The sequence below is a fragment of the Streptomyces sp. Je 1-4 4N24 genome (assembly GCF_026239515.1).
In the GTDB taxonomy this organism is placed as follows: Bacteria; Actinomycetota; Actinomycetes; order Streptomycetales; family Streptomycetaceae; genus Streptomyces; species Streptomyces nigrescens.
The window spans coordinates 580,968-596,799 of sequence record NZ_CP110836.1; the positions used below are offsets into that span (position 1 = coordinate 580,968).

At 70.1% G+C, this 15,832-nt stretch carries 1 protein-coding gene; it reads right to left on the minus strand.

Features of this window, described 5'->3' with window-relative positions; all coding sequences use genetic code 11:
- Nucleotides 1-17 precede the first annotated feature (17 nt).
- Nucleotides 18-15,785 (minus strand): type I polyketide synthase, encoded by a 15,768-nt coding sequence (locus SLV14N_RS02400; RefSeq protein WP_263267806.1) that lies wholly within the window; start codon nt 15,783-15,785, stop codon nt 18-20.
- Between the last annotated feature and the right edge of the window lie 47 nt (nt 15,786-15,832).

A 15,832-nucleotide genomic window follows, 5' to 3' on the forward strand; every position in this document is an offset into this window, starting at 1 on the left:
CGGTTCACCTGCGGCGTTCAGGAACGTCCGAGCTCCTGATTGATGAAATCGAAGATCTCGTCGTCCGATGCCGCATCCAGCTGCTGGGACACGGCGGACTTCGCCTCGTCCTCGGCCACCCCGCCCAGCTCAGCCAGGATGCTTCGAAGACGGGCCTCGACGAGCCCCCTGGCGGCGTTCTCTGGGGAAAATCCTGAAATCGCGCCGGCGAGACGGTCCAGGTCAGCGAGTACGGCGGCCTCCGGCTCGAAGTCTGCGGAACCGAACAAGGCGTCGTGCACATGCTCCGCGAGAAGCTGTGGTGTGGGGTAGTCGAAGACCAGGGTGGCGGGGAGCTGCATTCCGGTGTCGGCGTTCAGCCCGTTCCGCAGCTCGACCGCGGTGAGCGAGTCGAAGCCCAGGTCCCGGAATGCCCTGACAGGCTCCACGGCCCTCATATCGCGGAATCCGAGAACAGCAGCCGTGTGGCTGCGTACGAGGTCGAGTACGGCTTGCGCGCACTCCACCGCGGAAAGGCCCGCAACCCTGCCGAGGAAGGGCTGCCCCGCGTCCTGGGCGTCCTCTTGGGACGTGCCACCTACTACGTCAGCGGCCTTCGGCAAGTCTTCCAGCAGGCCCTCCAGCAGCGGACTCGGACGGGCACTGGTGAACGCCGGAGCGAACCGCTCCCACTCCACATCCGCCACCACCACCGAACCCTCACCAGCACCAACCGCCGCCTCCAACGCCGACACCGCAAGAGCCGGATCCAACGCCCTCAACCCACGCCGCAGCAGATGCTCCTCCGCACCCTCCACACCAGCCATACCGCCACCGGCCCACGGACCCCACGCCACCGCACAACCCACCACACCCCGCGCACGACGCGCCTCAACCAACCCCTCCACAAAGGCGTTCCCCGCCGCATACGCCCCCTGACCACCACTCCCCCACACACCAGCAACCGACGAGAACACCACAAACGCATCCAGCACACGATCGCGCAGGGCCTCGTCCAGCACCACAGCACCGTTAACCTTCGCCCCCATCACCTCACCAAAATGCTCCGTATCCGCCTCACCCAACGGCACGGAATCCACCACACCCGCCGCATGAACCACGGCATCCACCACACACCCGGACAGCAACTCCTCAACCGCATCCCGATCCGCGATATCGCAGGCCGCCACCGTCACCCGAACCCCAAGGGCAGACAGCTCCAACTCCAACTCCGACGCGCCAGGGGCCTCCAGGCCCCGACGGCTGGTGAGGATCACATGCTCGGCACCGCGTTCGGCCACCCAGCGCGCCACACGCGCACCCAACGCACCCGTACCACCCGTAATCAACACCGTCCCCCGCGGCCGCCAACCATCAGCCGCATCCCCAGCAGGAGCCGGGGCGTGCGCCAGCCTCCGCCCGAAGACACCGGACGCCCGCACCGCCACCTGATCCTCACCACCATCAGCGAGAACCCCGACCAGGCGGTCGAGCACCCCACGGTCCACAGCCTCCGGCAGATCCACCAGACCACCCCAACGATCCGGCAACTCCAAAGCCGCCACCCGACCCAGACCCCACACCGCCGCCCCCGCCGGGTCCGGACCACCATCGAACTGGCCGGTGGCAACAGCCCCCCGCGTCACCACCCACACACGTCCGCCCACACCCGCATCACCCAACGCCTGCAGCACCACAGCCGTCCACCACACACCTGCTGGCACCCCATCAGAGGATTCGCCCTCCATGCCGCCCGGCAGCACCATCACGCCCGCGACGGCGTCACCCTCGAACCCCGCAAACCGCTCGGCCAGCGCAACCCGATCCGCATCCGGGCCGCAATCCACCCGCTCAACCCGCACACCACACGCCGCCAGCCCCTCCACCGCCGCAGAGGCCCAGCCCGAGCCCGCCATGCCCTCGGGCACTACCAGCAACCAGCGCCCGGACAGCTTCTCCCCGGCTCCCACACCGACCGGCTTCCACTGCACCCGATAGCGCCAGCCGTCCACCGCCGACCGCTCACGCTGCTGCCGCCGCCACGAGGACAACGCGCTCAGGGCCTCATCCCACGAGGCGTCCCCGGGGATCGCCAGTTCCCCGGCCAGGGCGTCTGGATCTTCGCGCTCTACGGCCTCCCAGAACCACGCGGCCCCGTCGTCCGCCGGCTGAGCCGCGACGTCCCTGGCCACGGTCTCCGAATTGCTCGGCCAGAAGCGCTCGCGCTGGAACGCGTACGTGGGCAGATCGACCCACCGTGCCCCCGGGAAGAGCGCATGCCACTGCACATCCGCACCGTTGACGAACATGCCACTGACCGCCGCCACAAGGGCTTCCGACTCCAGCCGGTCCTTGCGCAACGCGGGCAACAGCAGCAGGTCCGCACTGTCTGTGCACGCCTGTGCCATGGCGGTCAGAGTGCCGTCCGGCCCGATCTCCAGGAACCGGGTCACGCCATGTTCTGCGAGCCAACGGACTCCATCGGCGAAACGGACGGCCTCACGGACATGACGCACCCAGTAGTCAGGGGACGTGAGTTCCTCCGCCGTGGCGAGTTCACCGGTCACATTCGAGACCACCGCAAGACGCGGCTTCGCGTATGCCACGCTCTCCGCGACGGCCCGGAACTCCGCAAGCATCGGGCCCATCAACGGCGAGTGGAAGGCATGACTCACCCGCAGCCGCTTCACCTTCCGGCCCTCGGGCTCGAAATGCCCCGCGATCTCCGCCACGGCGGATTCCTCACCGGAGACCACGACCGCCTGCGGACCGTTCACCGCGGCGATACTCACCCGCTGCTCCTGGCCCTCCAACAGCGGCAGCACCTCGGCCTCGGTGGCCTGGAGGGAGACCATGGCGCCGCCGGCCGGGAGAGCCTGCATCAACCGCCCACGCGCCGCCACCAAACGACACGCATCCTCCAGCGACCACACCCCCGCCACATACGCAGCCACCAACTCACCAACGGAATGGCCCACCAGGAAATCCGGCCGCACACCGAACGACTCCACCAGCCGGAACAGCGCCACCTCCACCGCGAACAACGCCGGCTGAGTGAAACCGGTCCGGTTCAGCGCCTCCGCATCATCACCGAACACGACTCCCCGGAGGGAGGACCCCAACTCGGCGTCAAAGCAAGCGCATACCTCATCAAACGCGTCCGCGAAAACTGGGAACGTGTCATACAGTTCCCAGCCCATTCCCAAACGCTGCGCCCCCTGCCCGGTGAACAGGAATGCGGACCGCCCCTGTTGCTTGGTACCGCGCACCACATCGGCGGCTTTTCGGCCTTCAGCGAGTGCGGTCAGCCCCTGTACGGCCGTCTCGTGACCGTCGACGAGCAGCACAGCGCGGTGGTCGAATATCTCCCTTGACGTTGCCAATGAGAAGCCCACGTCAGAAGGATCGAGCAGGAATTCGTCCAGGTGCGCCAGGAGCCGTTGCGCCTGGGCCTGCAAGCCCGCTTCGTCGCGTCCTGAGATGACCCAAGGGACTGCGGGCAGTTTGAGGGGCTCCTCACTGTCGGGCAATGCTTCGGATGCCGGCGCCTCTTCAATGATCGTGTGGGCGTTGGTGCCGCTGATGCCGAACGAGGACACACCGGCCCGCCGCGGCCGATCCGACTCCGGCCACTTGACCGCCTCCGTCAGCAGCCGCACCTCCCCCGCCGACCACTCCACATGCGACGACGGCTCATCGACGTGCAGAGTCCGCGGAAGGACGCCGTGCTGCAACGCCAGCACCATCTTGATGACACCCGCCACACCCGCAGCCGCCTGCGTATGCCCGAGGTTCGACTTCACCGACCCCAACCACAACGGCCGGCCCGACTCGCGATCCTGACCGTACGTCGCCAGCAGCGCCTGTGCCTCGATCGGATCACCCAACGACGTCCCCGTACCGTGCGCCTCGACCACATCCACGTCGGAGGGCGACAGTCCCGCCGCCCCGAGCGCCTGACGGATCACCCGCTGCTGGGAGGGACCATTCGGCGCCGTCAAACCATTTGACGCACCATCCTGATTCACCGCACTGCCACGCACCACCGCCAACACCCGATGACCATTCCGCCGCGCATCCGAAAGGCGCTCCACCACCAGCACACCCACACCCTCGGAAAACCCCGCACCATCCGCAGCATCCGAAAACGCCTTGCACCGACCATCAGCAGCCAACCCCCGCTGCCGACTGAAATCCACAAACAACCCCGGCGTCGACATCACCGTCACACCACCCGCCAACGCCAGATCACACTCACCCGCACGCAACGACTGCACCGCCAAATGCAACGCCACCAACGACGCCGAACACGCCGTATCCACCGTCACCGCAGGCCCCTCAAGACCAAACACATACGACAACCGCCCCGACACCACACTCGCCGCATTACCCGTACCGATATAACCCCCCAAATCCTCCTCACCCGACGCCACCAACAACCCCGTGTAATCCTGGCCATTCGTCCCCGCAAACACCCCCGTACGCGACCCCCGAAGCGAACCCGGAACAATCCCCGCCCGCTCAAACGCCTCCCACGACACCTCCAGCAACAACCGCTGCTGCGGATCCATCGCCACCGCCTCACGCGGCGAAATCCCGAAGAACCCCGGATCGAACTCATCCACCCCCGGCAAGAACCCACCCTCACGCGTGGAAACCTTCCCCGGACGACCCGGCACCGGGTCATACAACCCCTCAACATCCCAACCACGATCCACCGGGAACGGCCCCACACCGTCCCCACCCCCAGCCAACAACCCCCACAACTCCTCCGGCGACCCCACACCACCAGCGAACCGACAGCTCATCGCCACAATCGCCACCGGCTCATCCGGATCGGCGTCTGCGTTCGTGGGAGCCATGACACCCGCGTCAACCGTTTCGCCCCCACCGGACAACTCGCCTTCCAGGTGGCGAGCCACCCTCAGCGGAGAGGGGTGGTCGAAGACCAAGGTGGCGGGCATCGCCAGTCCGGTGGCCGCCTGAAGATGGTTGCGCAGCTCCACGGCGGTGAGCGAGTCGACACCGAGTCCCCGGAAGTCGCGGGTGGGCTCGATCGCTTCGGGGCCGGAGTGTCCCAGGACCAGTGCCGCCTGAGTCCGTACGAGTTCCAGGACCGCTGCTCGCCGTTCGTCCTGGGACAGAGGGGAGAGCCGCGACCGCAGGGCGTCCGCCGGCGTCGTCTCATCCGACGAGGAGACAGCCGTACGACGCGTGCTCCTCCCCAGGAGACCTCGCATGAGCGGAGGAAGGACTCCGGCGGCATGCTGCTCTCGCAACATCGTGTGATTCAGCTGGACCGGGACGACCACGGGCACTGCGGTGTGGCGGGCGGCATCGAAAGCCTCCACACCCCGCTCCTCGGTGAAGGGGGTGATGCCGCCGCGTGCCATGCGTTGCAGATCGGCTTCGCCGAGCTCGCCGGTCATTCCCGCGCCCGGAGCCCAGGCACCCCACGCCAGCGACCTCGCGGGGAGGCCCGAACCACTACGCCGGTGTACCAGGGCATCCACACAGGCGTTTGCCGCCGCATAGTTGCCCTGGCCCGCGCTGCCGAATGTTCCCGCCACCGACGAGAACACCACGAACTCCGCCAGGTCCTCTTCACGCGTCAACTCGTCCAGGAGCAGCAGCGCATCCGCCTTCGGCGCCAGCACCGCGTCCATGCGAGCGGGCGTCAGCGAGGACAGCGTGCCGTCGTCGAGTACGCCTGCGGTGTGCACGACGGCGGTGAGGGGGTGCTGCTTCGGTACCGCATCCAGCAGACCGCTCAGCGCCTCACGATCGGACACATCGCGCGCCACCACCTCGACCTCAGCACCCAGACCCGCCAGTTCATCCACCAGGGCATCCACACCCAAAGCCTGCGGACCCCGACGACTCGCCAACAGGAGATGGCGTATGCCGTGCTCGACGACCAGATGCCGGGCCACCAACGCACCCAGACCACCCGTCCCGCCCGTCACCAGAACCGTCCCCTCCGGATCGAGGGGCACGGGCATGGTCAGCACGACCTTGCCCACATGCCGCGCCTGACTCAGGAACCGGAACGCCTCAGGAGCCCTGCGCACATCCCACGCCGTCACCGGCAACGGCTCCAGCGCACCCTCCTCGAAGAGGCCGACAAGTGCGGTCAGCATCTCCCCGATCCGCTCGGGACCGGCGTCCAACAGATCGAACGCCTGGTAGCGCACCCCCTCATGCTCCGCCGCCACCTCCCCCGGCTCACGGACGTCGGTCTTGCCCATCTCCAGGAAGCGCCCACCCCGCGGCAACAGCCGCAACGACGCATCCACGAACTCCCGCGCCAGGGAATCCAGCACCACATCCACACCCCGGCCACCACTCGCCGCCAGGAAGGCTTCCTCGAAGTCCAGATCACGCGACGACGCGATATGCGCCTCGTCCAGACCCAGAGCCCGAAGCGTCCCCCACTTCCCCGGACTCGCGGTGGCGAACACCTCCGCACCCAGATGCCGCGCCAACTGCACCGCAGCCATCCCCACACCACCCGCACCGGCATGCACCAGCACGGATTCCCCCGCCTGGAGACCGCCCAGCTCCACCAGCGCGTAATACGCCGTCAGGAACACCACCGGAACCGACGCCGCCTGCGCGAACGACCAGCCCTCGGGGATGCGGGCGAGAGTACGTCCATCAGCCACCGCGAGGGGGCCGAAGGACTGGGTGAACAGTCCCATCACCCGGTCGCCCGGAGCGAAACCGGTCACTCCCGGGCCGACCTCGGTGACCACCCCGGCGCCCTCGATGCCCAGGGCCACGGCATCGCCCGGGTACATCCCGAGGACGTTCAGCACATCGCGGTAATTCACCCCGGCCGTCCGCACCGCGATGCGTACCTGGCCGTTCGCCAGCTCATCCACTGCCTCGGGTCGCTGCACCAGGCGCAGGCTCTCCAGCGTGCCCTCGGCAGCGTTTTCGAGGCACCATCCGTCCTGCGGCAGGCACGGCATCGGCAGCTCGTCCCGCCGGATGTTCATGCTCAGCCTCGGCAGATAGGCCGTGCCCTCCCTCAGGGCGAGTTCGGGCTCCCCCGTGGCAAGGGCGGTCGGCAGCGCTGCCAGCGAGGCTTCCGTGCCGTCCACATCCACCAGCACGAAGCGGTCGGGGTGCTCGACGCGTGCGGCGCGGACGAGGCCCCAGACCGCGGCCTGTGCGGGGTCGGGGTGCTGGAGTTCCGCCGGGACGGCGTTCCGGGTCACCACCACGAGGCGGGCAGTGGAGCAGCGCTCGGATTCCGTCCACTGCTGTATGCAGGCCAGGGCGCGGTACGTCGCGGCCCGCGCGGCCGCCGGCGTTGCGACGGATTCACCGGTGGGGGTGTCGAGTCGCAGCGCGACGAATGACGGCAGATCATCGCCCGGTGCAGAGTCGAGGTCGTGGAGATCGACGAGGTCGACGGCTTCCGCGGCGGTCTCGGGTACCGGGGTCCAGTCGACCCGGTACAGCGCGTCGGAGTGGGTGCCGCCCTGCCGGGCGCGACTGAACAGCTCCGCCGTCATCGGCTGCCGGGTGAGGGAAGCAATCTCCGCCACCGGTTGTCCTACGGCATCCGCCAGCTGGAGCGACACCCCGCCGTCCGCGCTCGTCGACATATGTGCCCGGAGCACAGTGGCTCCCAAGGCATAGAGCTTCACGTTCTGCCAGGAGAGCGGCTGCTGTCCGAGTACGGCGGTCTCGTCCCCTTCGAGCGCCAGCGCATGGAGGACGGTGTCCAGCAGTGCGGGGTGCAGCCCGAATGACGAGGCCTCCGCCGCTTCGGGGATCTCCACTGTGGCGAAGAGGTCACCGTCACGCCGCCATACGGCGCGCAACCCGCGGAAGGCGGGACCATAGTCGATCCCGGCGTCGGCGAAGGCCTCGTAGAGACCGTCCGTCGGGACGGGCCGGGCTCCTTCCGGGGGCCACACCGCGAAGTCGAAGGTCTCGCGGTGATCGCCTGCTCCGAGCACGCCGGTGGCATGCCGGACCCATGGTTCCTCCGCGACACCGGTGCTCCCGATGCGGCAGGAGTGGAGGGTGAGTGTGCGGGCGCCGTGGAGGTCCGGCTCCTGGATGCGCATTTGCAGCTGGACGGCTTCGTGTGCCGGGAGCACCAGGGGGGCTTCGACGGTCAATGACTCGACGTGGTCGCAGCCGGCCTGGTCGGCGGCGCGGAGTGCGAGTTCCAGGAAGGCCGTTCCGGGCACGAGGAGGGAGCCGTCGACGACATGATCCGCCAGCCACGGGTGGTCCTGCGCGCAGAGCCGTCCGGTGAAGACGACGGAGTGGGAGTCGGCGAGCGTCATGGTGGCCGCGAGCAGGGGGTGTTCGGCTGCCTGCAAGCCCGCCGCACCGAGGTTTGTGGCGTTGGTGTGGGCCAGCCCGAGCCAGTAGCGCTGGTGTTGGAAGGCGTAGGTGGGCAGATCCGTGTGGCGGGCGCCGGCGAAGAAGGTGGCCCAGTCGACGGTAACTCCGCGGGCATGGGCGTGGCCGAGGGCGGTGAGGAGCCCCGTCACCTCCGAACGGTCCTTGCGGAGGGCGGGCACGAGGAGGTGGTCCGCGTGGCCGTCGAGGCATCCCTGCGCCATGGCGGTCAGCGTGCCGTCCGGGCCGATCTCCAGGAACCGGGTGACCTCGTGCTTCTCCAGCCACCGGATGCCGTCGGCGAAGCGGACGGCGCCGCGGACATGCCGCACCCAGTAATCGGGGGAGGTCAGTTCCTCTGCCGTGGCGAGAGTGCCGGTCACGTTCGAGACCACCGGGATACGGGGCTCTGCGAATGCCAGGCTTTCGGCGACGGAACGGAATGCGTCGAGCATCGGCTCCATCAGCGGGGAGTGGAAGGCATGGCTGGCCTGGAGCCGCTTCACCTTCCGCCCCTCGGACTCGAAACGCCCGGCGATGTCCGCGACCACGGACTCCTCGCCGGAGACCACCACTGCCTGCGGGCCGTTCACCGCGGCAATACTCACCCGCCGCTCACGGCCCGCCAGCAGCGGCGCCACCTCGGCCTCGGTGGCCTGAAGCGCCACCATCGCCCCACCCGCCGGCAACGCCTGCATCAACCGACCGCGCGCCGCCACCAGGCGGCAGGCGTCCTCCAGCGACAGGACGCCCGCCACATGGGCAGCCGCCAACTCGCCGATGGAGTGGCCCACCAGGTAGTCCGGCCGGACACCGAAGGACTCGACCAGCCGGAACAACGCCACCTCAACGGCGAACAACGCCGGTTGAGTGAACTCCGTCCGATGCAGCGCCTCCGCGTCTGACTCCGCATCTGCCTCCGCGTCTCCGTCGGCGGCGAACACCACACTCCGCAGGGGCGAGGTCAACTCACCGTCGAAGTGCGCGCACACCGCATCGAACGCCTCCGCGAACACCGGGAAGTCCTCGTACAACTCCCGGCCCATTTGCACCCGTTGCGCCCCCTGTCCGGTGAACAGAAAGGCAAGGCTGCCTTCGGAGGTGGCCAGGCCTGCGACGATCTTCCCCTGCGGCTCGCCGCGGCCGAGCGCGTCCAAGCGGTCGAGCAGCGTTTCCCTGTCCTCACCGAGCACGACGGCCCGGTGTTCGAACGGCGACCGGGTGGTGGCGAGCGACCGTCCCACGTCCCGCGGGTCCAGTTCGGGCCGGTCCTTCAGATGCGCCGACAGGCGTGCGGCCTGCGCCCTCAGGGCCGCCTCGCTGCGTCCTGAGATTACCCAGGGCACGAGGGACGGTGCGGGTGTCCGGGATATCGCGGCCTGCGGTTCGTCCGCAGGGGGCTGTTCGAGGATGACATGTGCGTTGGTGCCGCTCAGGCCGAATGACGACACACCTGCCCGACGGGGCCGGGCTCCCTCCGGCCACTGCACGTCATCGGTCAGCAGCCGGACGTGACCTGCCGACCAGTCCACGTGTGAGGACGGCTGGTCCGCGTACAACGTCCGTGGCAGGACTCCGTGCCGGAACGCCTCCACCATTTTGATGACGCCCGCGACACCCGCTGCCACCTGGGTGTGCCCGATGTTCGACTTCACCGAACCCAGCCACAACGGGCGGTCCGCGTCGCGGTCCTGGCCGTAGGTGGCCAGGAGTGCCTGTGCCTCGATCGGATCGCCCAGCGTGGTGCCCGTCCCATGGCCCTCGACCGCATCCACGTCCGACGCCGACAGCCCCGCGCCGGCCAGTGCCTGCCGGATCACCCGCTGCTGGGAGGGGCCGTTCGGTGCCGTCAGGCCGTTCGACGCACCGTCCTGGTTCATGGCGCTGCCGCGGACGACGGCCAGCACCCGGTGGCCGTTGCGCCGGGCATCCGAGAGGCGCTCCACCAGCACGATGCCGGCGCCCTCGCCCCAGACGGTGCCGTCCGCGGCCTCCGCGAACGCCTTGCAGCGGGCGTCCGCGGCAAGGCCACGCTGCCTGCTGAACTCGATGAACGCACCCGGTGTGGACATCACGGTCACTCCGCCGGCGAGGGCGAGGTCACAGTCGCCCGAGCGCAGGGACTGCACCGCCAGATGCAAGGCGACCAGCGACGACGAACATGCCGTGTCCACGGTCACGGCGGGCCCCTCCAGGCCCAGCGCATACGCCACCCGGCCCGACACCACCGCGCCGGAGCTTCCGGTGAGCAGATGGCCCTGGAGGTCGTCGGGCATATCGCCGGCACCCGACCCGTAGCCCTGGTAACCGCAGCCCACGAAGAGTCCGCTGCGGCTGCCCCGTAGCGACAGTGGGGCGATGCCGGCCCGTTCCACGGCTTCCCAGGAGGTCTCCAGCAGCATCCGCTGCTGGGGGTCCATGGCCAGTGCCTCGCGTGGCGAAATCCCGAAGAAGCCGGGGTCGAAATCGCCGGCGCTGCGGACGAATCCGCCCTCGCGCACATAACTGGTGCCCGGACAGCCGGAGTCGGGGTCGTAGACAGCGTCGAGGTTCCAGCCGCGGTCCTCGGGGAAGGGCGTGATGGCGTCGCCGCCGTCGGCGATCAGCTGCCAGAGGTCCTCCGGTGACCGTACGTCCCCCGGGTAGCGGCAGGCCATGCCCACGATGGCGATCGGTTCCCCGTCCGCCTGTACGGGGTGCGCGAGTGCGGCGGTGTGCTGCTCCCCGAGGTCTCCCAGGAGTTCGGTGCGCAGATGGCGTGCCAGTGCCGGCGGCGTCGGATGGTCGAAGACGAGCGTCGGGGACAGGGGCAGTGAGACGGCCGCGGAGAGGGTGTTGCGGAGTTCGACCGCGGTGAGGGAATCGGTGCCGAGTTCCTGGAAGGTGCGGGTCGTCCCGACGGATTCGGAGCCCGGGTATCCCAGCACGGTGGCGGTGGTCAGGCGTACCAGGCGGAGCAGGTGTTGTTCCTGTTCGGCGGGGGTGCGCAGGGTGGCGAGGAGGCTGCGGACGCCTTCGGCCCCGGTGTCCTGGCCGGGGTTTTGGGCGGCGGCTTCGGGCAGTTTGGCGAAGAGCGCGTTGCGGCCTGCGGGGAAGGTGTCCCAGTCGATGTCGGCAATGACGAGGTGTGTCTCGCCGTGGTCGAGTGCCTGGTGCAGCGCGACCAGTGCGGTTTCCGGCTCCATGGGCGGCAGGCCCGCGCGGCTGAGCTTCGCGCGCAGAGCGGGGTCGGCGGCCATGCCTTCGTGTGCCCAGGGGCCCCAGGCGATGCTGGTCGCGGGCAGGCCGTGGGCGCGCCGGTGCTGAGCGAGGGCGTCCAGGCCGGCGTTGGCCGCCGCGTAGTTGGCCTGTCCGGCCGCGCCGAGGGTGCCCGCGAGGGAGGAGAACAGCACGAACGCGGTCAGGTCGTGTGCGCGGGTCAGTTCGTGGAGGTTGGCCGCGGCCTCGGTCTTGGGGCGCAGGGCGGTGGCGAACCGCTCGGCGTCCATGGTGGCGAGGGTGCCGTCGTCGAGGACGCCCGCGGTGTGGAAGACGCTGGTCAGCGGCTGGTCTTCGGGGAGAGAGGCAAGGAGCTGGGCCAAGGCGTCGCGGTCCGCGGGATCGCAGGCGGCGAGGGTGGACCGGGTGCCGTATGTGGCGAGTTCGGCGACGAGGTCCTGGGCGCCCGGGGCGTCGGGGCCCCGCCTGCTGATGAGCAGCAGATGCTCGGCGCCTTGGCGGGCCAGTCGGCGGGCGAGGGCGGAGCCGATGGTGCCGGTGCCTCCGGTGATCAGCGTGGTGCCGGCCGGGGCCCAGGCGGTCGATCCGCTGGGCTGCTCGGGGCGGGGGGCCCGGATCAGTCTGCGGGCGAAGAGGCCGGAGGCTCGGAGGGCGAACTCCTTGCCGTTCCCGGTGTCGTGGCCGGCGCTGTGGAGCACCGCACACAGTCGGTCCAGGGCACGTGCGTCGAGCTGTTCCGGCAGGTCGACCAGGCCGGTCCAGTGGTCGGGGTGTTCGATGGCCGCACTGCGGCCGAGGCCCCAGAGAGTGGCCTGACCAGGGGCGCTGAGCCGGTCGGAGCGGCCGATGCTGACAGCGCCGCGGGTCGCGCTCCACAGTCGCACGGGGGCGTCGGCGCGGAGCAGTGCCTGGATCAGCGCACCGGTCAGGACGAGGGCGGCGGGGGCCCCGGGGTGATGGGGGTCGCGTGCGGTGCCCAGGCCGAGGAGGGAGAGGACGTTGATCTCGTCCGGGTCGCGGGCCTGGTCGCGGTCCCGGTCCCGGTTGCGGGCCTGGTCGCGGGACTCCTCGATCCGTTGCGCGATCTGGTCGGCGTCCGGCGGCAGGCTCAGGGTGGTGACGGTCGCGCCGTGCCCGGCGAGTGCGGTCGTGAGGGCGTCGACGACGGGCTGGTGCTCCTCCGGCCCCTCGGCGGGGACGACGAGCAGCCAGTGGGCCGGTGCGGTCGTGGTGGCCTGGGGCTCGACCGGCTCCCAGTGCTCCGCGTACCGCCAGGTCCGGGCGGTGGAGTGCTGCTGCTGGTCGTGGTGGAAGGCCGCGAGGGCGGGGACGACCGGTTCGAGGAGGGAGCGGTCGAGGCTGAGGCTGTCGGCGAGTTCCGGCACGTTCTGCTGCTCGACGGCGGTCCAGAACGCGGAGTCGGCCGGCCGGCCGACGGGGGCGTCGTCGGGGGGTGTGGCGCTGAGCCAGTAGCGGGTGCGCTGGAACGGGTACGTGGGGAGATCGACGCGGCGGGCGCCGGGCAGCAGGGCGGCCCAGTCGAGGGGGGCGCCGGAGAGGTGGAGTCTGCCGATCGCGGTGAGCAGGCTTACGGCCTCGGGGGTGTCCTTGCGGAGGAGGGGGGTCAGCAGTCTGTCGCCGTCGGGCAGGCAGGCCGCGGCCAGCGCGGTCAGGGTGCCGTCGGGGCCGAGCTCGACGAGCCGGGTGACGTTGCGCTCGGCGAGGGCGCGTACGCCGTCAGCGAAGCGGACGCTCTGGCGGGCGTGGCCCACCCAGTAGTCAGGGCGGCAGAGTTCGTCGGGGGTGGCGAGGCGGCCGGTGACGTTGGAGACGACGGGAATCTGCGGCTGCCGGTAGGTCAGATCGCGGGCGGTGGCGCGCAGGTCCTCCAGCATCGGGTCCATGAGCGGCGAGTGGAAGGCGTGGCTGACCCGCAGTCGGGAGACCTTGCGTCCCAGGTCCCTGAAGTGGCCGGCGAGGGTGTCCACGGTAGCTTCGTCGCCGGAGATGACGGTGGCCTCGGGGCCGTTGACCGCGGCGATGCTCACTCGGTCCGCGGTGTCCGTCAGCAGCGGCAGCACCTCGGCTTCGGTTGCCTGGAGGGAGGCCATGGCTCCGCCGGGTGGGAGTGCCTGCATCAGCCGGCCGCGGGCCGCCACCAGCCGGCAGGCGTCCGGAAGGGACAGCACACCGGCGCAGTGCGCGGCGGCGAGTTCGCCGATCGAGTGGCCCATCACGACGTCGGGCTCGATGCCCCACGAGGTCAGCAGCCGGAAGAGGGCCACTTCGAAGGCGAAGAGCGCGGGCTGGGTGTGCCCGGTCCGGTCCAGCAGGGCCGCGTCGTCGCCGAAGGCGATGGCGCGCAGCGGACGTTCGAGCTCCGGGTCGAGGTGTTCACAGGCGGCGTCGAAGGCCTCGGCGAAGGCGGGAAACGTCTCGGACAGCTCGCGGCCCATGCCGAGGCGCTGTGCGCCCTGCCCGGTGAACAGGAACGCGGTCTTGCCGCGGCGGGGGGAGCCGGTGACCGCGCCTGCCGCGTCGGGGCCCTCCTCGGCGAGTGCGGTCAGCCTGCTGTGCAGTTCGGCCGGGTCGGTCCCGAGCAGCACCGCACGGTGTTCGAAGGCGGACCGGGAGGTGGCGAGCGAGTAGGCCAGATCCTGCGGGTCCGTGTCGGGGTGGGCTTCCAGGTGCGTCAGCAGACGGCCGGCTTGTGCGCGCAGGGCCTCCGCGCTGCGGGCGGAGAGCACCCACGGGAGGTACGGAAGGCGGGCCGCGGTGTGGTGTGGGGCTGCTTCGACGGCCTGTTCCCGGCCGTCCGCGGCCGGTTCCCGGTCGTCCGGGGAGGGAGCCCGGTCCTGCGGAGCCTGTTCCAGGATGGTGTGCGCGTTGGTGCCGCTGATGCTGAAGGACGAGACGGCGGCGCGGCGCGGCCGGTCACCGTCCGGCCAGGCCACGGGCTCGGTCAGCAGCCGGACATGGCCCGCCGACCAGTCCACGTGGGTGGAGGGCCGGGCGGTGTGCAGGCTCCGCGGCAGGACACCGTGCCTGAGGGCGAGCACCATCTTGATCACACCGGCCACACCCGCGGCCGCCTGGGTGTGCCCGATGTTGGACTTCACCGACCCCAGCCACAACGGCCGGTCGGCCGGCCGGTCCTTGCCGTAGGTGGCGAGCAGCGCCTGTGCCTCGATCGGGTCGCCCAGCGTCGTACCGGTGCCATGTGCCTCGACGGCGTCCACGTCGGCGGCGGTCAGCCCGGCACCGGTGAGCGCGGAGCGGATCACCCGTTGCTGGGCGGGGCCGTTGGGGGCGGTGAGGCCGTTGGAGGCACCGTCCTGGTTGAGGGCGCTGCCGCGGAGCAGAGCCAGCACGGGGTGGCCGTTGCGGCGGGCGTCGGAGAGCCGTTCGACCAGCAGCATCCCGGCGCCCTCGCCCCAGCCGGTGCCGTCGGCGTCGTCGGAGAACGGTTTGCACCGGCCGTCACCAGCGAGTCCGCCCTGCCGGTCGAACTCGACGAAGGCGGCGGGGGTGGACATGATCGCGACCCCGCCCGCAAGGGCGAGGTCGCATTCGCCCGCCCGGAGGGACTGTGCGGCGAGGTGCAGAGTGACCAGCGAGGAGGAGCAGGCGGTGTCGACGGTGACGGCGGGACCTTCGAGGCCGAGGGCGTAGGCGACCCGGCCGGAGACGACGCTTCCCGTGGTGCCGGTGAGGAGGTGCCCTGCGACACCCTCGGGGACGTTGTCACGCAGCCCGGCGCCGTACTCCTGATTGCTGCAGCCCGCGAAGACGGCTGTCCTGCTGCCGCGCAGCGTCATCGGGTCGATGCCCGCCCGCTCCAATACCTCCCAGGAAACCTCCAGGAGGAGCCGCTGCTGCGGGTCGGTGGCCAGTGCCTCGCGCGGGCTCATACCGAAGAACTGTGGATCGAATGCGCCGGCGGTGTGGACGAAGCCTCCGCGGGTGGTGGCCACATCGAGTGCACCCAGGTCCCATCCGCGGTCGGCGGGGAATTCCGACAGCGCGTCAACGCCTCCGGCGACCAGCTGCCAGTACTCCTCGGGCGTCTGCACACCGCCCGGGAATCGGCAGCTCATGGCGACGATGGCGAGGGGTTCACCGGCGGCGTCGACCAGCTGCTGATTCTGTTTGCGCAGCCGGTCGTTCTCCCGCAGCGAGGCCCGGAGGGCTTCGACGATCTGATCCGCGGACGTGGCCATTGGTCAGCTCTCCATCATTCCGGCTTCGTCAGGTGTGGGTGCGTCGG

Bases quoted from the DNA above. Each gene is read 5' to 3' on its own strand.
- SLV14N_RS02400 (WP_263267806.1), bottom strand. From the start codon at position 15,785: ATGGCCACGTCCGCGGATCAGATCGTCGAAGCCCTCCGGGCCTCGCTG.